A 23844-nucleotide genomic window follows, 5' to 3' on the forward strand; every position below is an offset into this window, starting at 1 on the left:
ATTCAGCATTGATCTGCAGCCAGTTGTCCAGGCCAGGCTCGGTATCGGGTTTGATAGCTTCCGCAGGGCATTCAGGTTCGCAAACGCCGCAATCAATGCACTCGTCCGGATGTATGACGAGCATGTTATCGCCCTCGTAGAAACAATCGACAGGACAGACCTCAACGCAATCCATATATTTGCAGCGGATGCAATTGTCGGTCACAACATAAGTCATTTACTGGCTCCTGAAGACACCACGTGTCAGCCGTTGAGGTAACGATTCGATGCCGGGCTGACAAGAGGGGAAAAACGGCTGCGGCACCAKAACGCGGTCGGGATTCCCTTAAAGATAGGGACATCGGCGTTCACGGCGCCATTCATGGCACTGCGACACGCAATCGACAAGCAACGCCTATCCCATACTGACGCGCTTCGTGGAATAATATTTTAGCTTCCGAGCCACTGGTAGAGAGGATTTCGACACGATAGCCAATATTCGAAATTTAACATCATTCACCCGAATTGTCGTCGTCGCTCTGCATCAACCGGTCAACCTGCCGACGTTCACGTTTTGTCGGGCGACCGCTACCCGCATCGCGCTTGGGTAATCCGTCAAGAGCAGTGATGCTGTCTTTGGGCGGAGGCGGCGGCGAGATGTCTTCGTATAATGTTCGCGCTTCCTCAGCCGGGCCCCGGCGCGTTCCACCAGAGACCACCTTGTAAATGAGAATACGCCGATCGAGAGTGATCGTCAGCACATCCCCGGGTTTCACGCCGTGCGATGGCTGATCGATCTTGTCTCTGTTGGACCGAACACTGCCGCCAGAGACGAGCTTGGCCGCGAGGGCACGGGATTTGACCACTCGGGCGAAGAACAGCCATTTGTCAATGCGCTGCCTTGAGCTGTCGTGATTTGAGGACGTGCCCACTATCCCTATTTCTTCATTTGTTCCTTCAGTGCCAGCAGCTTGGCAAAGGGAGAATCCATGTCGATCTTGACCGGACGCTCTTCACGTTCCGGGCGCTTGTGGAGCGGTGGCTTGCCAGCGGACTTTCCATTATCGCTTTGCTTAAAACGATCCTTGCCGTTGGACTTGCCTTTGCCGCGGAATTGTTCCTTGCGCGCACCCTGTTCGTTCTGCTGATTTGCATCACGTTCATTCCGGGCGGGACGTTGTTCGCCTTGGACACTGCGCGCCTGTCCGCCGCGGTGATGCTCGCGTTTTTCCTGATGCCCGCGATTGTTGCGGCCATCAAACCGCGCCTGGCGCCAGAGCAGAATGGGCTTCGGCGCTTCTTCAGCCACAGTTTGCACAACAGTCGGCGCAGGCTCGCCAGCGGATGCACTGGTTTCTGAAACCGGTTCCGGCTGGGCCTCTACGGTGGCAGACGGTTCGGTGGAATTAACGGCTGCTTCCGTAGGTGTAACGTTCTCGTCTTCAGCAACCGCTGGGCCGGTCGTGGCAGCAACGACCGCCACTGAGTCAGCAGGCATCACTACGGTATCGAGTTCTGTCAGCTTGGCAGCAACAATCGCTGCTTCGACCGATTCAGGGCGATAGCCGAGACTTCTGAGAATTTCTTCCATATCGTCGGCGGTAGCGCCGAGGATCGACATCATCGACGGAGTTACTACAAAACGAGTTCCATCATACGCGCCGTCCGGCCGTGTGCCGGTTCCAGGCTTCCAGCCAAGTGCAGGTCGGATGAGATCTGCGAGGCGCTCAAGGATGTCTATTCGCACTGCGCGCCGGCCAAGGAGACGGTAGCCTCCAAGCCGATAGAAGGCTGGATCAAAACCCGGGTCTGTAACCACGGATGTGCGTCCAGCGGATAGAACCTGCACCACATCTCCATATCCGGGACGATCCTTGGCATCTTCCTTAAGCGCCCACAAAAGTGTCAGCAAACCGGCCGGTGCTGGCTTGAGCAGCGCCGGCAGGAACACGTGGTAGGCGCCAAATCGTACGCCAAGACGGCGGAGAGCAGCTCGTGAATCCTGGTCGAGGCCACGGACGTCTTCCGCGACATCACGGCGCTGAAGGACGCCGAAATTCTCGACAAGCTGGAAAGCAAGGCCCTTGGTGATACCAACGAGCGCGTCGGCATTGGCAAGATCGACAAGTGGCTTCAGGATCGTATCTATGTGATGGGCCAGAAAGCGATCGACGCGCGCAGCGACCTTATCGCGCGCCGGACCTGTCAATTGCTCGTCGGCAAGCAGAACAGCACGAGGCTTCAGCGCTTGTTCACCCGAGACGACCGAGGCGACTGGCGCGCCGATCCATCGCAAAGTCCCGTCTGAGCCGAGGGCGAAATCGCCATTGGCCGAAGCGGAGAACCGCTCGACGCGATTTTCGAATTCCGTCGCAAGCGCTTTTTGCGCTGCAGCCTTGACGGCCTTCGCGTCCGTTCCATCGACTTGGGCGTCCGTTGTGAAACGGAACCCATCCAAACGTCCAACATGATGCCCYTCGACAACAACGTCCCCGGCAGGGCTAATTTCGGCTTCTAGCATTGTATTCTCTCTCAGGCGCCTCATAAGCACGCTTGTCCTGCGGTCTACGAAGCGTTTCGTCAACCTTTCATGCAGYGCRTCKGAYARTCTGTCCTCAATTTCRCGCGTCTTTTCYTGCCAATGTGCCTGATCKGCAAGCCATCCAGGCCTGTGAGACACAAAAGTCCAGGTTCTGATCTGGGCGATCCGCCGTGAAAGCGCGTCAATATCGCCATCCGTTGAATCGGCGCGGCGAACCTCTTCGGCCATGTAATTTTCGTTCACATGACCCTTATCTGCAAGATCGGTATAGATCGATGCGATAATGTCGGCATGCTGCGCTGGCGCAATCTTGCGATAGTCRGGCAGCGCGCAAGCATCCCACAAAAGAGCTACGCGTTCAGGCGTAGTGGCCAGTGGTGCGACATCCGGGTCGTTGGACAAATATTCCAGCGCCTGTTGGTCGACCGCAGGCAGAGCACGCGTCAATCCTTCGATAGGAGCGGGCATATCAATGGATCTCTTCAGCGCGTCCAGGCTGGAATAGTCAAAGCGAGCCGTGCGCCACTGCAGGATCTTGACTGCGTCGAAGGAATGGGATTCCACTCTTTGTACCAGCTCCTCCGAGAATCCTGACACTTGGCCGGTCACTCCGAACGTACCGTCGCGCAAATGCCTGCCGGCTCGGCCGGCTATCTGCCCGATCTCTCCAGGGGAGAGGTTACGGAACTGGTAGCCATCGAATTTGCGGTCCTGAGCGAACGCCACATGATCGACATCGAGATTGAGGCCCATGCCAATGGCGTCTGTGGCGACCAGATAATCGACATCACCAGATTGATAGAGATCGACCTGCGCGTTACGCGTGCGTGGACTGAGAGCACCCATAACCACCGCCGCGCCACCACTTTGACGCCGTATCAGCTCTGCGATGGAGTAAACCTCCTCGGCAGCGAAGGCCACTATCGCGGAGCGGGGTGGAAGGCGGGTTATTTTCTTGGATCCTGCATAGGCGAGATTTGAAAGCCGTGGCCGCGTGACGACCGAAACGCCGCGCAACAGCTTCTCCAGTATCCCGCGCATCGTTGCTGCGCCAAGCAACAGCGTTTCCTGACGACCACGCAGATGCAGAATGCGATCGGTGAAAATATGGCCGCGTTCAAGATCATTGGCGAGTTGCACTTCATCGATGGCGACAAAATCCACATCGGTTTGGCGGGGCATCGCTTCAACCGTGCAGACCGAATAGCGGGCTCCAGGTGGATTGATCTTTTCCTCACCGGTAATCAGCGCAACATTTGCCAGCCCCACCCTGTCTGCCACACGATGATAGACCTCCCGGGCAAGCAGACGGAGTGGCAAGCCAATCATTCCGGTGTGATGGGCAAGCATCCGCTCGATCGCTAGATGGGTTTTCCCCGTGTTTGTAGGCCCCAGAATGGCTGTAACATCGCGGCCAGTTAAGACCAGGGGAAGTTCGGGGTTGGGCATAAGGTTCATCAATTACAATCCAATACCGGCCACCAAGGCGATGAAAGCCGGGCATGCATTTTCGATTAGCATTTTAAGCGTCCGACAGAAAGGTAGGCGGGGCAATCCAGATAAACAATCGCGAACCGATTCACGGAGCGTACCGTAACGAAATAGAACGCGAGGCGAACGAATCAGCTACGAAACGGCTCTAGGATGTGATTCCTGATTTGTTCACGGCCATATCTAGCTTCTCCGGCACTAAATCGCACTACATGCTGAATCATTTAACATAGGCCTCGCCAGGTTGCATTTCTGAGAGCGGCGCATGTCAACTCATGATTGTGACCGAGTTTATCAGCACTAAAGACCAATGATTTCTTATGGTTAGCTAATCCATGCGAGCTTGCTCCAACAACTGTCGTTGCCATACCGGTCGAGCCAAATGGAATCGGCGCCTCGCGAGACTTCCGTTTTGTTCACCACACATATTTGGTGCTGCCGCAGCAGAAACTGCACCACACGCAACCATTCACAAGTTTTATAGGACAAGATTCAGGCGCTCGCCCAATATGTTTGCCCCACGCATTTTCCATCACTTTCAGGTCGAATACTGCCCACCATTGGCCGTGAGCGTAGACCCGGTGATGAAACCCGCATCGTCAGATGCCAGAAACACCACGCAGCGCGCTACTTCTTCCGGTTCGCCAAGGCGTCCGACCGGAATTTGCGGAATTATCCGCTCATTGAGCACCTTCTCATCAATTGCCCGCACCATTTCAGTGCCTATGTAGCCAGGGCAGATGGCATTGACCGTAATGCCGGCGCGCGCGCCCTCTTGAGCCAAAGCCTTCGTGAAGCCGATATCCCCCGCCTTTGAAGCCGAATAATTGGCTTGGCCCGCCTGCCCCTTTTGTCCGTTGATCGAAGAAATGTTGATCACCCGGCCGAATTTGCGGTCGCGCATGCCGCTCCACACTGGATGGGTCATGTTGAACAGGCCGGTAAGATTGGTATTGATTACGTCGCTCCATTGGCCCGGCGTCATCTTATGGAACATCGCATCACGTGTGATGCCGGCGTTGTTCACCAGTACAGCGACGGGACCGAGTTCTGCTTCGATCCTTGCAATACCTGCTGCGCATTCCTCATAATTGGAAACATCCCACTTATAGGTTGCGATTCCGGTCTTTTTTCCGAATTCTTTGGCGGCCTCATCATTGCCAGCGTAGTTAGCCGCGACCTTGTAGCCTGCGGCTTTCAAAGCAACGCATATTGCTGCGCCTATACCACGCGTTCCACCTGTTACGATTGCTGTTTTTGTCATTTATCATCCCTCCCTGAAACTGATCTCGTATAACGCTGTGCGACAATGAAAACATGAAACGGGTTGCTGGTTGCAAGAGCGGCCATCGGTATAAGAACCGGCCCAATAATATTGAGCCGGTTGAAGCCCTGTTAATCCTTGATGCGCTCTACACAAAGCGCGACACCCATGCCGCCGCCGATGCAAAGCGTAGCGAGGCCCTTTGTGCCGTTGCGACGCTTCAACTCGAACAACAATGTGTTAAGAACACGAGCACCAGAAGCACCAATTGGATGGCCTATAGCGATGGCGCCACCATTCACATTGACTATGTCCGGGTTGAACCCGAGATCCTTGTTGACGGCGCAGGCCTGAGCCGCAAACGCTTCGTTTGCCTCAACGAGATCAAGATCGTCGGCTGTCCAACCCGCCTTTTCAAGGGCTTTGCGCGAGGCCGGGATCGGCCCCGTCCCCATAATGGATGGGTCAACGCCAGCTGTTGCCCAGGATGCGATCCTTGCCAGTGGCTTGATACCGCGGCGCTTGGCCTCTTCCTCGCTCATCAGCACAACCGCGGCGGCCCCGTCATTGAGACCCGATGCATTGCCTGCAGTCACAGTCCCGTCCTTGTCGAAAGCCGGCCGCAACTTCGCCAGTGAGTCCAGTGTTGCTCCATGGCGGATATATTCATCGTCAGCGACGACAACGTCGCCTTTGCGTGTTTTAACGGTAAACGGCACGATTTCATCCTTGAACTTGCCAGCCTTTTGAGCTGCCTCGGCTTTGTTCTGTGAGCCAAGCGCGAACTTGTCCTGTTCCTCGCGGGTCAACTGCCACTTGGTTGCGATGTTTTCGGCTGTAATACCCATGTGATAACCATGGAAGGCATCGGTCAAACCATCCTTGATCATCGTATCGATCAGCTTCATGTCGCCCATTTTGGTACCACTGCGAAGATGCGCGCAATGAGGTGACAAGGACATCGATTCCTGACCTCCGGCAACAACGATAGTGGCATCACCCATGGCAATCTGTTGCATGCCAAGAGCAACCGCGCGTAATCCGGAACCGCAAACCTGGTTCAGGCCCCAGGCGGTCGCTTCCTGCGGGATACCAGCGGCCATTGCCGCCTGTCTCGCCGGATTCTGGCCTTCGCCAGCACCAAGCACCTGCCCCATGATCACCTCATCGACGTCCGCCCCGTCGACCCCAGCGCGGCTCAGAACTTCCTTGATGACGGCTGCGCCCAGTTCATGTGCCGGAACATTGGCAAACGCACCGTTGAACGATCCAACGGGGGTACGGGCGGCACTTGCGATGACGATGGATTGGGTCATAACGTTTCCTCATATTTGTCATTCTGAATTCATAAAGCATATATCGGTCAGAATTAGCTGCCTTCAACAGTTTGACAAGGCCCATTTAAGTATGAGACGCAAATATCGCTCGTCGCACTGCAGCATTGGACACAATGCACTGCGTTGAATGCAATGCACAAATCGCTTTGAATTGGCGCACTTTGCCCCTATCCTCTTAAGTCCATCCGTAAGCCGGCACGCAAATTCGGCCAAGGAAACGAAGTTTTGGGGAGTTGAGTAATGGCAGCGAAAACCGGGGACATCGTCATAAAAAAATACGCCAACCGGCGTCTCTACAACACCGGAACAAGTACTTACGTGACGTTGGAAGACCTGGCAGAGATGGTGAAGCGCAATGAGGACTTTACCGTTCAGGATGCAAAGACTGGCGAGGACATTACTCACTCAGTCCTGACCCAGATTATTTTCGAGCTTGAGAACAAGGACGGGCAGAACATGCTGCCTATCCCGTTCTTGCGCCAATTGATTGCCTATTATGGCGATCAGATGCAGGTTGTGCTTCCAACGTTCCTTGAACAATCCATGTCAGCCTTTGCAAAGGAGCAGGAGCGCATGCGCGAGCAGCTGACGGCGGCATTCGGCAAGACGCCGATGGACATGATGAATGTTAGCGCCCCGCTCAAACTGGTCGAAGAGCAGGTGCGTCGCAACACGGAAATGTTGCAGCATGCCATGCGCATGTTCACACCTTTTCCCTTGAACAAGACCACCGCTCCTTCTGAGCCCGATGATGCGCACGCGCCCGAGAAGCCCGCAAAGGATACGGGGCTCGATGAGTTGAAGGAGCAGATTGCCGCTATGCAGCGCAAACTCGACTCCCTTGATAAATAATTATCGCTGGGGATAGAGCTAACCATTAACGGCGGAGTACTCGGTATGGGAGCGGCCAAAGCAACGGTATTCATCGACAATGAGCGCGTCGTCGTTACAGAATATCGTTTTGCTGTCGGAGAGAACACGGGTTGGCACAGGCACGCGCGTGACTATGTCGTCATCCCGCTGATGGACGGACGGGTCAAGCTGGTGACGAAGGACGGTGAATCACTTGCGGAAATGAAAAAGGGCGTTCCCTATTTCCGGACTGAGGGCGTCGAGCATGACGTCGTTAACGCCAATGATGGCGAATATGCTTTTATCGAGATCGAGCTGAAATAGCTCAAGTGCTGTGCACAAACAAAAAGACCGGCACAGCGGCCGGTCTTTTTAGTGCGAATTCGGAAGAGAATTAGCCTTCCTTCGGCGTCAGAACCTGACGGCCACGGTACATGCCGGTCTTCAGATCGACGTGATGCGGACGGCGCAGTTCGCCTGAATTCTTGTCTTCGACGTAAGTCGGTGCCTTCAGCGCGTCGGCGGAACGGCGCATGCCGCGCTTCGACGGAGAAGTTTTTCGTTTGGGTACAGCCATTGTTCCAGCTCCAGTAATCAGTCAAAATCCGGCACTGGCCCGATTGAGCCTGTCGCAATGGACAAAATTCCGGAAAGTTCGGTGGGGCTATACACGTCCTGAGGGCTTTTGACCAGCAGGACTCGCATATTTTTTGTCGCCAGGGCTTTTATCGGCAGATTCATCTAGTTCACGCATCCAACATAGGCCCCGGCGCCGCGTGCTCTGCGTTCGTTGACSCGCGCCAATGTCTGCATGCCACGGCCGGGCCGCGCAGGATTGCGCACGATTGGATTAGGCAAYGTCACCGCCAGATAAGCGGCCTGACGCGGCGAAAGCTTTGCTGCGCTTGTCTTGAAATGATATTGCGACGCGGCCTCGATACCATAAATGCCCGGGCCCCATTCGGCGATGTTCAGATAGATTTCCAGCAACCGTTGCTTGGGCAAAATAAGATCCGTCAGCACAGCCAGAGGTACTTCCAGTCCTTTGCGGATGAATGAGCGACTCGTCCACAAGAACAGGTTTTTAGCTGTCTGCATCGGAATTGTCGATGCGCCACGCGTCTGTTCGCCGTCAATCGTATCCGAAACGACGGAATTCAATGCATCCCAGTCCACGCCGTTGTGAAAACAAAACCTCGCATCCTCAGACATCATCACCGAATTGACGAGAGATGGAGATATCTGGTCGAGTGGCACCCAGCGGCGATCATAACCAGAAAACGTCACGATATCTTTCACCATCAACGTAGAAATCGGATGAATGAAGGGGAATCGGTAGAGACTGAGCAGGATAATCGGCAACATGATCAATATGATTCCCGCCAGAATCAGGTAGCGCACGGCCCGCCCGACGGGCGAACGTCCAGGATTGACCAGATAACCTCTGCCCCGCTTGTTTCTGACGAGAAGCCTTGCCACACATATCTTCCATTTGAATATTCCTGTCGGACATAAAGCAAAGAGCAACAGAAGGGAATTCTTTCTACGATTTTCTGAGCCGTACACACAGAGACCACTGCAGAAATGCAACCGCGCTTGCCCAGAGGCCATTGACCGGAGGTCGATTTATCGGCAATTGGCTGAGTATGATGACTGATCGGGATTTCTCATTGTTCCAGATTACCTTACAGCAGCGCGCAGCTTCGGTTGAAGCGTTGCTTGGCAATTTGCTGTCGGATAGCCCGCAAACCGGCGAGATCAGCCGGCCGTCCCGATTGATGGCCGCGATACGCCACAGCGTGTTGAATGGCGGCAAGCGCCTTCGACCGTTTCTGGTTATGGAAAGCGCTGCCCTTTTTAAAGCGGATAATCTTGCCGCTTTGCGCGTTGCTGCGGCGCTCGAATGCATTCACAGCTATTCTCTCGTCCACGACGATCTACCGGCCATGGACAATGATGATTTGCGGCGCGGTCAACCGACAGTGCATCGGAAATTTGATGAAGCAACTGCCATCCTTGCTGGAGATGGCCTCCTGACCTACGCGTTCGAATTGATTGCCAGCGAGGAAACCGAGCTTGATGCTGAAGCTAGAGTAGCGCTCATCGCGACGCTCGCCCGCGCAGCAGGAGTTGGCGGCATGGTAGGTGGCCAGGCGCTCGATCTCGAGGCGGAAAAGGTCAAACCAGACGAGCAAGGCATTATCCGCTTGCAAGCAATGAAGACCGGGGCACTGATCCGTTTTGCCTGCGAGGCGGGTGCTATCGTTGGCCGCTCCAACTCCGAGGACCGCGAGCGACTGGCGGAGTATGGCTCAGCCATTGGCCTTGCCTACCAGCTTGCCGATGATCTGCTCGATGTTACCGCCGATGCCTCCCATATGGGCAAAGCGACCGGGAAGGATGCGGCCGCCGGCAAGGCCACACTTGTCTCCATGCATGGCATTGAGTGGACTCAGCGCCAGTTGGTCGGTCTGGTCGCGCAGGCGGAAGAGCTTCTTGCCCCCTTTGGTGAGAAAGCAGCACTGCTTAAGGATGCGGCGCGCTTTATTGCCGAAAGGCAGAGCTAGGAACTATTCTGCCGCGTGCGAACCGGCGCCAAGGCCGAAGCGGTTCTCGATGTAATCTGCCACCATTTTCTGGAATTCCTGAGCGATACCGGCGCCGCGCAAGGTAGCAACTTTCTTGCCGTCAACAAATACGGGTGCGGACGGTGTTTCACCCGTTCCCGGCAACGAAATGCCGATATCGGCCATTTTGGACTCGCCCGGTCCATTGACGATGCAGCCCATGACAGCAACGTTCAGCGCTTCAACGCCCGGATATTTCTCACGCCAGATCGGCATGTTGGTGCGGATATCGCTTTGAATCGATTGCGCCAATTCCTGGAACACTGTCGACGTCGTCCGGCCGCATCCAGGACATGCGGCGACTATCGGGATAAATTGCCGAAAGCCCATGGTTTGCAAGAGTTCCTGCGCCACCTGGACTTCGCGAGTGCGATCGCCGCCTGGTTCAGGCGTAAGAGAAATGCGGATCGTGTCACCGATACCCTGTTGCAACAGGATCCCCATCGCGGCTGAAGAAGCCACAATGCCCTTTGTACCCATGCCGGCTTCGGTCAGCCCAAGATGCAACGCGTGATCGCAACGTCGCGCAAGTTCGGCATAAACCGCAATCAGATCCTGAACCTGACTTACTTTTGCGGAGAGAATGATCTTCGAACGCGGCAGGCCAATCTCTTCAGCAAGTTGCGATGAAATGAGCGCCGATTGCACAATCGCTTCCCGCGTTACGGCCTCCGCCGTCAGGGGTGCGCCAGCAGCATGATTCTGATCCATCAGGGCAGTCAGCAGTTCCTGATCGAGCGAGCCCCAGTTTACACCGATGCGAACCGGCTTGTCATAGCGGATTGCCATTTCGATGATGGCGCCGAACTGTGCATCCTTTTTGTCCTTGAATCCAACATTGCCAGGATTGATCCGGTATTTGGCCAATGCTTCGGCGCAAGCCGGATGGTCAGCCAGAAGCTTGTGGCCTATATAGTGGAAATCACCCACCAGCGGGACCGGGAGACCCAGCCGGTCGAGGCGTTCACGAATCTTCGGTACGGCTGCAGCCGATTCATCACGGTCAACTGTAATGCGGACGATCTGCGAGCCCGCCCTGGACAGAGCGGCCACCTGCGCCACAGTACCATCCACATCGGCGGTATCCGTATTGGTCATCGATTGAACGACAACCGGCGCTCCGCCACCCACCATGACGCCGCCTACATCGACACCGACTGACGGCCGCCGGCCAAAAGGTTGCGAGTAATAGTCTGACATCGTCAAGCTCCAGATATGCTGTTCAGGTGGCGCAGCTATCGCCATTTGTCAACTCCGTACTTACCAAGGAGGGGCCACGCCTGCACTGCAGAGCTTGTATGACAAAGTGTTCATGCTGCACATCTAGCAATTTTGCTGCGATGCAATATATTCTGTCGGCCTTCTGCACGCACGGTTGATCAATCAAAGGAAATAACCATGGCCAAAAAGACCGCAGTCGTTACAGGCTCGAATTCCGGCATCGGGCTCGGTTCCGCGCATGCTCTTGCTGCAGCAGGATACAATGTTGTGATCAACTCATTCACTGATCGGCCCGAAGATCATGCACTTGCCAGGGAAATTGCCGAGAAGTACGGCGTAGAGGTAGCCTATATCAAGGCAGACATGTCGAACGGTACCGAGTGCCGGACCCTGATTGAAAAGGCCGCCCAAACCTTTGGCAGTGTCGATGTCCTGGTCAACAATGCTGGAATTCAGTTCGTTGCGCCTGTCGATGAGTTCCCGACGGAAAAGTGGGACGCAATCATCGCCATCAATCTGACATCAGCATTTCATACGACTGCGGCTGCCCTTCCATACATGAAAAAAGCCGGGTGGGGGCGCATCATAAATATTGCGTCAGCTCATGGGCTTAGGGCCTCGCCCTTCAAATCAGCCTATGTCGCGGCTAAGCATGGCGTCCTTGGCTTTACCAAGACTGTTGCGCTCGAAGTTGCAGAAAAACACATCACGAGCAATGCAATCTGTCCCGGTTACGTGCTTACGCCGCTCGTCGAGGCGCAGATACCCGACCAGATGAAAGCGCATGATATGGATCGTGAGACCGTTATCCGCGAGGTCATGCTTGATAAGCAGGCAACCAAGGAGTTTGCTACTGTGGACCAGATTGGCGCAACCGTCGTATTCCTCGCCAGCGACGCCGCCGCGCAGATCACCGGAACCTCCATATCCGTCGATGGTGGCTGGACAGCGCAGTGACAAAGGTAAAATCGAAGACAATCAACATCGCCCTGCAAGGCGGTGGTTCACACGGTGCCTTCACTTGGGGCGTTCTCGACCGCATCCTCGAGGATGGCCGACTGGCAATCGAAGGCATATCTGGCACCAGTGCAGGTGCAATGAACGCCGTAGCCCTCGCCGACGGGTGGTCACATAATGGAGCTGAAGGCGCCCGGGCAAAGTTGCACGAGTTCTGGCGCGCCGTCGGGCGAACAGGGCAATTCAGCCCTGTCCAGCGCACTCCGTGGGATCGATTCTTCGGCAAATGGTCAGTTGAACATGGCCTTGGCTACAACCTCTTTGAACAGTTTTCGCGACTGTTTTCTCCCTACGAGTTCAATCCGTTCAATATCAACCCCCTACGGGACGTAGTTGAAAAGGAAATCGATTTCAAACGTGTACGTGCCTGTTCTCAATTCAAGCTCTTCGTTTCCGCGACCAACGTAGAGAGCGGGCGGCTGCGTGTCTTCTCGCAATCGGAACTCAATGCAGACGTGGTCATGGCTTCCGCCTGCCTTCCCTATATTTTTCAGGCAGTGGAAATTGATGGCGAACCCTATTGGGATGGCGGCTATGGCGGAAATCCGGCGCTATATCCGTTCTTCTATTCGAGCGAGAGTGAAGACGTCCTCCTGGTCCAGATCAATCCGATCGAAAGACGCGGCACGCCCAAGACTGCACGCGAAATAACCGATCGTATTGATGAGATTACCTTCAACGCTGCTCTTCTACGCGAGTTCCGTTCGATTGCATTCGTCAATTCGCTGATTAAAGCCGGAAGGCTCGAGCATGGCGAATACCGCAACATTCGAATGCACCGCATCGACGCCGACGAAGCGCTCGAGGGCCTGTCTTCGTCATCCAAGATCAACGCCGAATGGGCATTCCTTGAATATCTGCGCGATCTTGGCCGAGCAGCCGCAGGAGATTGGCTTGAGGAAAATTTCGATGCTGTCGGCGAACATGCCACACTCGATCTGACCGGCGAGTTGACACCGGAAATGAGCGTCGGACTGAAGCCTCACAAGCCCGGCAAACGCGTGAGCGATTTTCTTATGCAACGGAAAAAGCCCGCCGTCGTCGCCCGGCGCGCTTAATCTCTTCGCCTAGGATCGGTCTACATCGGCGCTCTTTGCCAGATTGGACATCAGAAACACAACGATAAGCAATCCGGCGAGTACCATATAGACTGGTCCGAATCCGGTTCTGCCGCCGACAAAACCTATAGCCGACGGGGCAACAAGAATACCCGAATAGCCCATGAGCGTTACCATGCTGAGTGCCACCCCGGAAGACGTCCCTTTTTGATTGCCCGCTGCCGAGAAGGCGATCGGGACCATATTTGCGATACCAAGCCCAGCGAATGCAAACGCAAGTATCGCAATCCAGGAGTTAGGGGCGACACTGGCTATCAACATGCCCGTTGCGCCGATAAGCGCCGAATAGCGCAATGTCTTCACTGCACCAAAGCGGTTGCGTACGCCATCGCCGAGAAATCGCATGATCGACATCGTTCCGGAAAAGGCGGCGAAGGCGAAACCGGCTGTTGCGATGTCCGCGCCTCGTTCCTGCTGAAGATATAGCGCTGCCCAATCCAGCACCGAACCCTCGGGCACCATGGAAAACAACGCCATCAATCCGATGAGATAGATCAATGGATTGGTCGGGAACTCAAGCCTGTGCTTTTCCTGTGCCGCAGGCGAGTCTTCGGTGATCATATAGCCGAAGGTTGCCATGCCTAGCACGATGGCGATCAGCGTAACCACCAGCGCATGAGCCAAGTGGCCATGCGCTTCGATCACCAATCCGCCCAGCGCACCTCCGGCGAAGCCGCCGAGGCTCCAAAAACCATGCGATGACGACATGACCGCCCGCGAGAGCTTTTTCTCCACCTCCACTGCATTGGCATTCATCGCCACATCCATGCCGCCAATCACGGCACCGAAAAGAAACAGGGCTGGCGCAGCTGTCAGGGCGTTTGGGGCGAGAGCGACGAGCAATAGCGAAAAGGAGCAGAAAACCGCAAAACCTTTCACCACCGCCCTCGATCCAAACCGGCTGATCAGGTAACCGCACCACGGCATGGCAGAAAGAGCGCCCACGCCAAAAATCAGGATGAGCAATCCGAGCGTGAATTCGCTGATTCCGAGGCGTACCATAAATACGGGAATTTGCGGCGCCCAGCTACCAACCAGGAAGCCGTTGAAGAAAAACGCGCAGGCAACGGCCCACCGGCCATAGACGGCTTTCTTGAGGTAGACAGAGGCATCCATTGGATCATCACCTGTTGTGCACTGATATTGCGAAGACATTTGGGTCACCGGGGCTCATCGTCTGCGACGATCACTTCGACACCCATCCCGCTTATTCGCTCCAGAATCGACCGACCTGCCGTCCGGTCGGTTATAAGGGTGGATACGAGCGATATTGGGCCAATGGCAAAGGGAGCTTGCTTAACAAGCTTTTCGCTTGTTGCAAGGAGAATGATCTCATTGCATGCCTGACCAAGGGCAAGTTTCATGCGTGCATCATCATAGTTCTCGGCACGCAGCATCAACTCTTCATCGACGGCGCATGCACCGAGAATACAATAGTCAACACGCATCGATTGGACTTCAGCCAGCGTGGATTGCCCGATGGCACTGCGCGTCAGCCGGTTTAGGCTTCCCCCCAGAAGAATGACCTCGCAGCAGGGATGGTCGAGCGCCGCCGAAGCGATATCCGGGGAACCGGTAATGATGCATGCATGAAGGTCTCGAGGGAGTGCACGAACGAATTCCAGCACCGTTGTACTGGAGTCGAGAAGCATCGTGGTGTTCGCCGGGATGCGGCTCGCGCCGGCGACGGCGATTGCCTTCTTGCCGGTGGTCTCATCGCGAGCACGTTGCTGGAAGCTTCGGGGACCCGATCTGCTTCTTGCAGCGCCTCCATGGAATCGCTGGACGAGGCCCTGTTCGGCCAATTCCCGAAGATCGCGGCGTATGGAGTCTTCGGAGACGCCAAATTCCGATGCGACCGCATTCGCCAGCACGCGGCCAGACTCATTGATCCTCTGGAGGATCATACTTTTTCTTTCGTCCGGCGATAAATCCTTCAGCATTGAACAACCCTGCACACGCGGGCACCATAACGAGACTTGCCGATATCGGCAATAGATGATGCGCATATTTGCACGAATGAGCGTTTTGGCGCATAGGCCGGAAACAAAAAAAGCCCATATAGGCCTTTTTTGTGCTTGCTAGTAACTCACAAGTCTATTCGTAAACAACGAGAAGATCTTTGGCATCAATCTGGTCGCCAGCGCGGACAAGCACCTCTACGATTGTCCCATCGCGTTCGGCACGTAAGGCAGTCTCCATCTTCATCGCCTCGATGGAAAGCAAGACGTCCCCCGCATTGACCTTTTGTCCACTAGCAATGCCTACAGTTGAGATAATGCCCGGCATGGGCGCTCCTACCTGCTTGTCATTTCCCAACTCCGCCTTGCGTCTTACGCCAGCGCCACTGCCGGCACGTGCGCGATCGGGGACCTTCACGCGCCGCGGCTGACCGTTCATCTCGAAAAAGACTGTGCACATTCCTTTATCATCGGGTTCGCCCACTGCCTGGTTGCGCACAACGAGGGTCTTGCCGCGTTCGATATCGAGAAATACTTCCTCCTCCTGCGCCAGTCCGTAAAAGTAGACATGCGTCGGCAGTACACTCGTCGGTCCATATGTATTGTGCGTTATGGCAAAATCTGTGAACACTTTGGGATACATGAGATAAGAAGCGAATTCCTGATCGCTGATCTTCCGTTCCAGTTTGGTCTCGATTTCTTTCCGCTCGGCATCAAGATTAGCTGGCCCCAAAAGTGCCCCCGGCCGTTCGGTGAATGGCTTTTCACCTTTCAGAATCTTCTTCTGAATGTCCTTCGGCCAACCATTCGGCGGTTGTCCGAGATCACCTCGCATCATCGACACCACCGAATCCGGAAATGCGATATCCTTGTCGGGGTTTTTCACGTCGGCGACGGACAGATCCTGGCTTACCATCATTAGAGCCATGTCTCCGACAACCTTGGAGGACGGAGTGACCTTGACGATATCACCGAACATCTGGTTCACGTCCGCATAGGTTTGCGCCACTTCGTGCCAACGCGTCTCAAGTCCGAGCGAGCGAGCCTGTTCCTTGAGATTGGTAAATTGCCCCCCGGGCATTTCGTGAAGATAGACCTCGGAGGCCGGCCCCTTCAGATCACTCTCGAATGCCGCATATTGCGTACGCACCGCCTCCCAATAAAACGAAATTCGGCGTATCCACTCGGGATCGAGGCCGGGATCGCGCTCGGTACCTTTCAATGCCTCAACGATCGAACCGAGACATGGCTGCGAGGTATTGCCGGAAAGCGCATCCATCGCAGCGTCAACAACGTCAACACCTGCATCCACCGCTGCAAGAACAGTTGCTGCGGCAACACCCGACGTATCGTGCGTGTGGAAATGCAGCGGCAGGTCGGTTGCTTCACGCAACGCCTTGAATAAAACCTTCGCAGCATTTGGCTTCAAAAGACCCGCCATGTCCTTGAGAGCGATGATATGGGCCCCGGCCTTCTCCACCTGCTGCGCCAGGGCGACGTAATATTTCAGGTCATATTTTGGCCGCGCCGAGTTGAGGATGTCGCCCGTATAGCAGATGGCTGCTTCGCACAGCTTGTTCTCCTCAACGACCGCATCCATGGTGACACGCATGTTTTCAACCCAGTTCAAACTATCGAACACGCGGAAAACATCCACACCGCCTTTTGCCGCTTGGCTTACAAAATATTTGACAACATTATCCGGATAGCTTTTGTAGCCGACGCCGTTGGCGCCGCGCAGCAGCATTTGCAGAAGGATATTTGGAGCCCCTTCGCGGATTTCAGCTAGGCGCTCCCACGGGTCTTCCGTCAGGAATCGCATTGCCACATCAAACGTAGCACCGCCCCAGCATTCCAGCGAGAAGAGCTGTGGCAGGGCGCGTGCATAGGTACCGGCAACGCGAGCAATATCATAGGTCCGCATTCGCGTAGCCAAGAGGGATTGGTGCCCGTCGCGCATCGTGGTGTCCGTAAACAGCACACGCTTCTCATTGCGCATCCAGTCGGCAAACTTTTGCGGCCCGAGTTGATCGAGCAACTGTTTGGTGCCATCGGGGATCGGCGTTTCCACGAAAGGAACGCGCGGCAGCGCCGCATCTTTGGAGGGGGCGGCCCTGCCCTTGGTTTCCGGATGACCGTTTACGGTTACGTCCGCAAGATAGGTCAAAAGTTTGGTTGCACGGTCTTGCCGCTTCACCTGTTCAAAGAGTTCGGGCGTCGTATCGATGAACTTGGTCGTATAGGAATTATCGAGAAATTTCGAGTGTGTGATGATCGCTTCAAGGAAGGTGAGGTTTGTAGCGACACCGCGGATACGAAACTCGCGCAGCGCACGATGCATCCTGTGGATCGTTTCTTCGGCTGTTGGCGACCAGGCTGTAATCTTTTCCAAAAGCGGATCGTAGAATCGCGTGATCACCGCGCCGGAATAGGCTGTGCCACCGTCCAGTCTGATGCCGAAACCCGTAGCGCCGCGATAGGCGGTGATGCGACCATAGTCTGGAATGAAATTCTGTTCCGGATCCTCAGTGGTTATGCGGCACTGCAAGGCGTGGCCGTTGAGCTTGATATCTTTTTGCGCGGGTACGCCCGATTCCGGCGTGCCGATGGCCGCACCTTCAAGAATGCGTATCTGCGCCTTGACGATGTCGATTCCGGTCACCTCCTCGGTGACAGTGTGCTCGACCTGGATACGAGGGTTCACTTCAATAAAGTAGAACTCATTGGTATCGGCATCCATCAGGAACTCAATGGTGCCTGCCCCGATGTAACTTGTCTCCTTGGCGATCCTCAGACCGTAATCACAAATTTCCTTACGTTGGCTGTCAGTGAGATACGGCGCCGGGGCGCGCTCGACGACTTTCTGGTTGCGGCGCTGGATGGAACAATCGCGTTCGAACAGATGCACCGCATTGCCATGCGTGTCGCCAAGGATTTGTACCTCGACATGGCGGGCCCGCTGCACAAGCTTTTCAAGATAGACTTCGTCCTTGCCAAAGGCAGCCTTGGCTTCCCGCTTGCCCTCGGTGACCTCGCGGGCAAGGTCATCCACCGAAAAAATAGCGCGCATGCCACGCCCGCCGCCGCCCCACGATGCCTTCAACATTACCGGGTAGCCAATCTGTTCGGCCATTGCCTTGACAGCTTCCATGTCGTCGGGCAGCGGCTCGGTTGCGGGAACGACCGGAACGCCTATTTCAATTGCCAGATTGCGCGCGGCAACCTTGTTACCAAGCCGGCGCATGGTCTCCGGCTTCGGTCCGATGAAGATAATGCCGGCCTCCGCGCAGGCATCGGCAAATTCCGGGCTTTCCGACAGAAGACCGTAGCCTGGATGGATAGCGTCGGCGCCCGAAAGCTTCGCAACCCGGATGATCTCCTCGATTGAGAGGTAGCTTTCGATGGGGCCCATGTCCTTGGCCAGATGCGGACCACGACCAACCTGATAGGACTCATCCGCCTTGAAGCGGTGCAGCGCAAGCTTGTCCTCTTCCGCCCAGATCGCCACGGTTTTCATGCCAAGCTCGTTGGCCGCACGGAATACGCGGATGGCAATCTCTGATCGATTGGCGACGAGTATTTTCTTGATAGGCAAGGCGAAAACTCCAGACAGCGAAAAAGCGCTTTAAAATGGATTGGGCTGCATCAACATTTCTCAGGATTGTTGCAGTGCAAACAAATACATATTGAACACAAGAATCTCAAATGTCCAATAGCAAAATGCCCGGCGCTAGGCCGGGCATTTCGCGCATATATCAGTTAGTCAGCTTATTGCTGTAAATAGCCGATCTTGCCGTCGGGGCCCTTTTTCCATTCATACATGACGTAGCCCGGGAATTTCGGATCGCCCTTCTCATCAAACGCCAGATCACCTAGCACCGTCTCGAATGGTCCCTTTCCTTTCAATGATTTGGCTATCAGCTCCGGATCGTTTGTTTCTGCGGCGTTTGCGGCAGCAGCGATGGCCTGAAGGGAGCCGTAGGCGTACAGCGTGAATGCTTCCGGCTCAAAACCGTCCGCCCTGAACTTCTCGATCAGTTCCTTGTTCGCCGGGTTGTTGCGTGGATCCGGACCAAATGTATTGAGCGTACCAATGACGGCATCACCTGCTATCGATGCCAGCTCATTTGAGACGATCGCCGCACCTGAAATAAATTGTACTTTAAGGCCCTGGTCCGCCAATTGACGCATGATCAGGCCCGCCTCCGTGTGTACCCCACCCCAATAGAATACGGTAACACCGGCTTCTTTCACTTTGCTGATCAGCGCCGAGAAATCCTTGTCACCGGTATGGACGCCCTCGTTGAGCACTTCGGTGATGCCCTGGGCGTTCAGTGCTTTCTTGGTTTCATCGGCGAGACCCTGGCCGTAGGGCGTCTTGTCATTGACGATGGCGATCTTGGCGTCCTTGAAATGATTGGCGATATATGCTCCGGCGACCTTCCCTTGCTGGTCATCGCGGCCACAGGTTCGGAATGTGTTCCAGAGACCGCGCTCGGTATACTTCGGATTGGTCGACGCCGGGGTTATCTGCAGGATGCCATTCTCCGCATAAACCTCCGACGCTGGTATCGATACGCCCGAATTGTAATGACCAATAACGATCTTCACGCCGTCGGCCACGAATTTGTTTGCAACGGAAATACCTTGCTTCGGATCGGAAACATCATCGCCAAAGGCTAGATCGATCTTCTCACCATTGATACCGCCGGCGTCGTTTATAGCAGCGGCAGCTGCCTCGACCCCTCGCTTGATCTGTGCACCCATGGCCGCATTCGGTCCAGTGAGTGGAGCCCCACAACGCCGACCAGTATATCGGCGTCAGCGTAACAGGTGAGTATGAGCATTGTTGCTGCAACCATGCCGGGGAAAAGTAGCTTCGTCATGCAAACTCCGTTGTGAAAAAAGATATCAAAAAAATGGCGGGGCAATATTACCGTTATCCGGAGCTTGATCACCGGCATAGGTTTTGGGCGGACAAACGAAAGACTTACGAAAAAAATAGCCGGTATTCTATGCAAGCTAATAAGCGCTGCGATGTTCCGTGGGGACACGACAAACGCGATAGTTATCAAGGTGAATGCCCAGCACTGGGCCGGGCATCACTTATCGTCTCAAACGGAAGGCCTACTGCTGGAAATAGCTGTACTTGCCGTCTTCGCCCTTCTTCCATTCGTACATAACGTAGCCTGGAAGCTTGGGGTCGCCCTTCTCATCAAAGGCGATATCGCCAAGAACGGTCTTGAACGGGCCCTTTTCCTTCATCGTTTTCGCAACTGTCTCAGGATCGTTCGATCCTGCTGCTTTCGCTGCGTCTGCGATAACCTGTGCCGCAGCATAGGAATAGAGTGTATAGGCTTCCGGCTCGAAGCCCTGGGCGCGGAACTTTTCAACGAGCTCCTTGTTGGCTGGGTTCTTGCTCGGATCTGGGCCGAATGTGTTCAGCGTACCCGCAACGGCATCRCCAGCGATGGAAGCAAGTTCGTTCGAAACGATACCGTCACCGGAGATGAACGTGACTTTCAGGCCCTGGTCAGCAAGCTGGCGGATGATCAGGCCAGCTTCCGTGTGCAAGCCACCCCAATAAAGAACCGTAACGCCGGCTTCCTTTGCCTTGGCGATCAGAGCGGAGAAGTCTTTGTCGCCGACGTTAACGCCTTCGTACATCGCTTCCTTCATGCCCTTGGCATTCAGCGTCTTCTTGGTTTCGTCGGCGAGCCCCTGGCCATATGGTGTCTTGTCATGGACAACCGCAATCTTGGCATCCTTGAACTTCTCGGCAATGTACGTACCAGCTACAACACCCTGCTGATCGTCACGTCCGCAAGTGCGGAAGGTGTTCCACAATTTGCGCTCTGTGAAGACCGGGTTGGTCGCAGCAGGCGTGATTTCCAGAATGCCGTTTTCAGCATAAACTTCCGATGCCGGGATCGAAACGCCGGAATTGAAGTGGCCGATAACGAACTTCACACCATCAGCAACAAACTTGTTGGCAACGGAAATGCCCTGTTTTGGATCAGAAACGTCATCGCCAAGTGACAGTTTGACCTGCTCACCATTAACGCCGCCGGCTGCATTGATCTCAGCGATAGCTGCTTCTGCACCCTTCTGCAGCTGCGCACCGAAAGCGGCGTTCGGTCCGGTCAACGGTCCACCGACGCCGATCAAAAGATCGGCATAGGCGTTGCCGCTCAAGGCGAGCATCGCAGCAAGCGCAACGCCCGATAACAGTGACTTCTTCATTTGAAAACTCCCATTTTCTAGGTACTTACCAACCCCTCGCGACGGCTTGTTTTCGTCGCTTGAAGATTACATTTGCCGATTTCCCGGCGGTTGTCACGCTGATTCATTTCGCATCAGCGARATAGGTTAAGCTCTCGTTCTTTCTTTCCAGGCGAATGGAGAACTTTTTTCATAGAGCCAATGATATTGCCGGACCATCTGGTTGGTACGGGTATAGCGATAGCCGAGGATTCCGATGACGGTCAGTACAATCGTATCCACGATGTAGTAGTGAAGCGTGAACATCGTTCCACCAAAAAGAGCAAAGTGGATGAACCGGACAGCGATGCCTAACAGCAGCATGTAGAATATGACGATTACCAAGGAGCGCCATGTTTTGGCGCACGCCCGTCCTGCCATCCACGCGGCCCAGCCGCCCATGAGGCAGGTAACCAGTATGAACAGCCAGATTGAAGGTTCTTCGTATAAGATGCCTTGCATGGCAATATTCCCCTTGAGGCCTTTCAAGAAGGCCTTTCTCTCATTAGTGGCGACCGCCTTCAAGATACGCGGCGCGCACTTCCGGATTTGCAAGAAGTTCCGCGCTCGATCCGCTCATAGTCACAATCCCGTTTACCATCACGTAGCCGCGATCGGCGAGCTTCAAAGCACCGAACGCGTTCTGCTCTACTAAGAAGACCGTCAATCCGGTGGTCTTGTTCAACTCTTTGATCGCTTCGAAAATGTGCTTGATGATCAGTGGCGCGAGACCCAATGAAGGCTCGTCCAGCAGTAGCAGGCGCGGACGTGCCATAAGCGCGCGCCCGATTGCCAGCATTTGCTGTTCGCCGCCAGAAAGCGTGCCGCCGCGCTGATTAATGCGTTCCTTTAACCGCGGGAAAAGATCGAACACCATGCGCGAATCTTCATCGAAGAACTCAAGCTTGTCGAGGCTGGCACCCATTTGCAGATTTTCCTGCACGGTCATGCGTGGAAAAATGCGGCGGCCTTCAGGTGATTGCGCAATCCGCAGCCGCGCGATTTCATGCGTAGGCAATTGCGTGATGTCCTTGCCATCAAAAACGACACGTCCGGTACGCGCGCGCGGCATCCCGAAGATCGTCATCATCAAGGTGGATTTTCCGGCGCCATTGGCACCGATCAAAGCGACAATCTCACCCGGATCGGCATGGACTGTCACACCGCTCAAGGCACGAATATTGCCGTAGTAGGTTTCAACGCCTTCAACGCTGAGAAGGGCTTGCTTTTCTGACATTATTTAGCCCCTCCGGTCTTTTTGGGCGCCGGGGTTACCTGGCTCTGCTTTGCCAGTTTCTTGGCCTGTCCAATCCAGTCTTCACGCGCGATCCGCCCATCAAAAGCAAGGTAGGCTTCAGCGGCGATAATGTCGGCTTTCTTCCAGGCGGCAATCTGGTCGAAGTGGAATATTCCGTGTTCGTTGAGTTTGCGCTCGTTGACGGGCCCTATGCCCTTGATAATGATAAGTTTGTCTGCCTTGCCGCCACGCGGCTCTGCAAGTGCGTTCGCCGTTGCACCGGGTTTGATCGCCACCAGCGACTGTGCAGCTGGATTGATTGGCTTCGATTTCACGGTAGTCGCTGCTGCAGGCTTGGCAGCAGTTTTGTCTGTGACGGACTTTACAACGGGCTTTTTTGCAGCCGTAGCTCTGGCCCGCCTGACCTTGGCAGGAGCGGAAGGAATAAGGGTGGCTGGAGCCATATCCGGATGGGCTTCCTCGATCTCGTGCAGCGCCTCGGTCGAAAGCAGGTCTACCGCCGCGGTAATATCATCGACGCCAGCGGCTTCTGCCTGTTCGATCAGTTCAACCACTTCTTCGTCCTCGACGCCGAGATAAGCAGCGATGACCTTTGGATCGTTTTTCACTGTCTCAGGCGTGCCATCCGAAATCTTCGTGCCGTATTCGAGAACAACAACGTGGTCGGAGATTTCCATAACTACAGACATGTCATGTTCTATGAGGAGGATCGAAGTTCCGGTCTCATCACGAATATCGAGCAGGAGCTTGTTGAGCTCGGCAGACTCGCGAGCATTGAGTCCTGCAGCAGGTTCATCAAGGCAGAGCAATTCCGGATCCGTACACATTGCACGAGCGATCTCGAGGCGCCGCTGCGCACCGTAGGGCAGATCACCAGCTGGATCGTCGGCGCGCTCCACCAGATTGATCTTCTCCA

The 23844-nt window shown here is 55.1% G+C and carries 20 protein-coding genes and 1 pseudogene; 5 read left to right on the top strand and 16 right to left on the bottom strand.

The window, feature by feature from the left end:
* From ACXJ5O_RS03100 to ACXJ5O_RS03120, 5 genes are all read right to left on the bottom strand, one after another.
* A partial coding sequence (locus tag ACXJ5O_RS03100; protein ID WP_457298608.1) for a 4Fe-4S dicluster domain-containing protein occupies positions 1 to 217 on the bottom strand: 217 nt, incomplete at its 3' end.
* Between the two features lie 274 nt (positions 218 to 491).
* Positions 492 to 911: an RNA-binding S4 domain-containing protein gene (locus ACXJ5O_RS03105; RefSeq protein ID WP_457298609.1), complete on the bottom strand. Its 420-nt coding sequence runs from the start codon at positions 909 to 911 to the stop codon at positions 492 to 494.
* Positions 912 to 916: 5 nt separating this feature from the next.
* Entirely contained in the window at positions 917 to 3979 is a 3063-nt protein-coding gene (locus tag ACXJ5O_RS03110; protein ID WP_457298610.1) for a helicase-related protein, read from the bottom strand.
* 571 nt (positions 3980 to 4550) lie between these two features.
* Entirely contained in the window at positions 4551 to 5276 is a 726-nt protein-coding gene (gene phbB, locus ACXJ5O_RS03115) for a beta-ketoacyl-ACP reductase (protein ID WP_112531010.1), read from the bottom strand.
* A gap of 131 nt (positions 5277 to 5407) precedes the next feature.
* Entirely contained in the window at positions 5408 to 6592 is a 1185-nt protein-coding gene (locus ACXJ5O_RS03120) for an acetyl-CoA C-acetyltransferase (RefSeq protein ID WP_457298611.1), read from the bottom strand.
* 261 nt (positions 6593 to 6853) lie between these two features.
* Between ACXJ5O_RS03120 and phaR the strand changes: the two genes are divergently transcribed.
* Positions 6854 to 7465 (top strand): polyhydroxyalkanoate synthesis repressor PhaR, encoded by a 612-nt coding sequence (gene phaR / locus ACXJ5O_RS03125; protein ID WP_112531012.1) that lies wholly within the window; start codon positions 6854 to 6856, stop codon positions 7463 to 7465.
* Between the two features lie 45 nt (positions 7466 to 7510).
* Complete coding sequence (locus tag ACXJ5O_RS03130; RefSeq protein WP_457298612.1) at positions 7511 to 7789, top strand: cupin domain-containing protein; 279 nt, start codon at positions 7511 to 7513, stop codon at positions 7787 to 7789.
* Positions 7790 to 7859: 70 nt separating this feature from the next.
* Here ACXJ5O_RS03130 and rpmF read toward each other — a convergent pair whose 3' ends face one another.
* Together rpmF and mtgA are read right to left on the bottom strand one after the other, a co-directional pair.
* Positions 7860 to 8042: a 50S ribosomal protein L32 gene (gene rpmF / locus ACXJ5O_RS03135; RefSeq protein WP_008121851.1), complete on the bottom strand. Its 183-nt coding sequence runs from the start codon at positions 8040 to 8042 to the stop codon at positions 7860 to 7862.
* A 164-nt stretch (positions 8043 to 8206) separates the two neighbouring features.
* The gene (gene mtgA, locus ACXJ5O_RS03140; RefSeq protein WP_457298620.1) at positions 8207 to 8902 is read right to left on the bottom strand and encodes a monofunctional biosynthetic peptidoglycan transglycosylase; all 696 of its coding nucleotides are present in this window, start codon (positions 8900 to 8902) and stop codon (positions 8207 to 8209) included.
* A gap of 212 nt (positions 8903 to 9114) precedes the next feature.
* Here mtgA and ACXJ5O_RS03145 point away from each other — a divergent pair, with 212 nt between their 5' ends.
* Positions 9115 to 10032, top strand: coding sequence for a polyprenyl synthetase family protein (locus tag ACXJ5O_RS03145; protein ID WP_457298621.1), 918 nt, complete (start codon positions 9115 to 9117; stop codon positions 10030 to 10032).
* Positions 10033 to 10035: 3 nt separating this feature from the next.
* On the opposite strand, the gene ispG is transcribed toward ACXJ5O_RS03145, so the two are convergent.
* Complete coding sequence (ispG, locus tag ACXJ5O_RS03150; RefSeq protein WP_457298613.1) at positions 10036 to 11292, bottom strand: flavodoxin-dependent (E)-4-hydroxy-3-methylbut-2-enyl-diphosphate synthase; 1257 nt, start codon at positions 11290 to 11292, stop codon at positions 10036 to 10038.
* A 198-nt stretch (positions 11293 to 11490) separates the two neighbouring features.
* On the opposite strand from ispG, the gene ACXJ5O_RS03155 reads away from it, so the two are divergent.
* Positions 11491 to 12270, top strand: a complete 780-nt coding sequence (locus ACXJ5O_RS03155; RefSeq protein ID WP_224514713.1) for a 3-hydroxybutyrate dehydrogenase — start codon at positions 11491 to 11493, stop codon at positions 12268 to 12270.
* Positions 12267 to 13388, top strand: a complete 1122-nt coding sequence (locus tag ACXJ5O_RS03160; protein WP_457298614.1) for a patatin-like phospholipase family protein — start codon at positions 12267 to 12269, stop codon at positions 13386 to 13388. The genes ACXJ5O_RS03155 and ACXJ5O_RS03160 overlap by 4 nt, the downstream gene beginning before the upstream one ends.
* 9 nt (positions 13389 to 13397) lie before the next feature.
* On the opposite strand, the gene ACXJ5O_RS03165 is transcribed toward ACXJ5O_RS03160, so the two are convergent.
* The 8 genes and pseudogenes from ACXJ5O_RS03165 to ACXJ5O_RS03200 form a co-directional block, all read right to left on the bottom strand.
* Complete coding sequence (locus ACXJ5O_RS03165) at positions 13398 to 14564, bottom strand: MFS transporter (protein WP_457298615.1); 1167 nt, start codon at positions 14562 to 14564, stop codon at positions 13398 to 13400.
* Positions 14565 to 14608: 44 nt separating this feature from the next.
* Complete coding sequence (locus ACXJ5O_RS03170) at positions 14609 to 15355, bottom strand: DeoR/GlpR family DNA-binding transcription regulator (RefSeq protein ID WP_457298616.1); 747 nt, start codon at positions 15353 to 15355, stop codon at positions 14609 to 14611.
* A gap of 190 nt (positions 15356 to 15545) precedes the next feature.
* Positions 15546 to 19004, bottom strand: coding sequence for a pyruvate carboxylase (gene pyc / locus ACXJ5O_RS03175; protein ID WP_457298617.1), 3459 nt, complete (start codon positions 19002 to 19004; stop codon positions 15546 to 15548).
* A gap of 173 nt (positions 19005 to 19177) precedes the next feature.
* Positions 19178 to 20295, bottom strand: a pseudogene (locus tag ACXJ5O_RS03180) (branched-chain amino acid ABC transporter substrate-binding protein).
* A 241-nt stretch (positions 20296 to 20536) separates the two neighbouring features.
* On the bottom strand, positions 20537 to 21652 hold the full coding sequence (locus ACXJ5O_RS03185) for a branched-chain amino acid ABC transporter substrate-binding protein (RefSeq protein ID WP_271896765.1): 1116 nt from the start codon (positions 21650 to 21652) through the stop codon (positions 20537 to 20539).
* A 126-nt stretch (positions 21653 to 21778) separates the two neighbouring features.
* Positions 21779 to 22132: a DUF6867 family protein gene (locus ACXJ5O_RS03190; RefSeq protein ID WP_457298618.1), complete on the bottom strand. Its 354-nt coding sequence runs from the start codon at positions 22130 to 22132 to the stop codon at positions 21779 to 21781.
* A gap of 43 nt (positions 22133 to 22175) precedes the next feature.
* Positions 22176 to 22907: an ABC transporter ATP-binding protein gene (locus ACXJ5O_RS03195; protein WP_209999136.1), complete on the bottom strand. Its 732-nt coding sequence runs from the start codon at positions 22905 to 22907 to the stop codon at positions 22176 to 22178.
* On the bottom strand, positions 22907 to 23844 hold a 938-nt coding region (locus tag ACXJ5O_RS03200), incomplete at its 5' end, for an ABC transporter ATP-binding protein C-terminal domain-containing protein (protein ID WP_457298619.1). The genes ACXJ5O_RS03195 and ACXJ5O_RS03200, both read right to left, overlap by 1 nt.

The sequence above is a fragment of the Phyllobacterium sp. P5_D12 genome, from assembly GCF_054049495.1.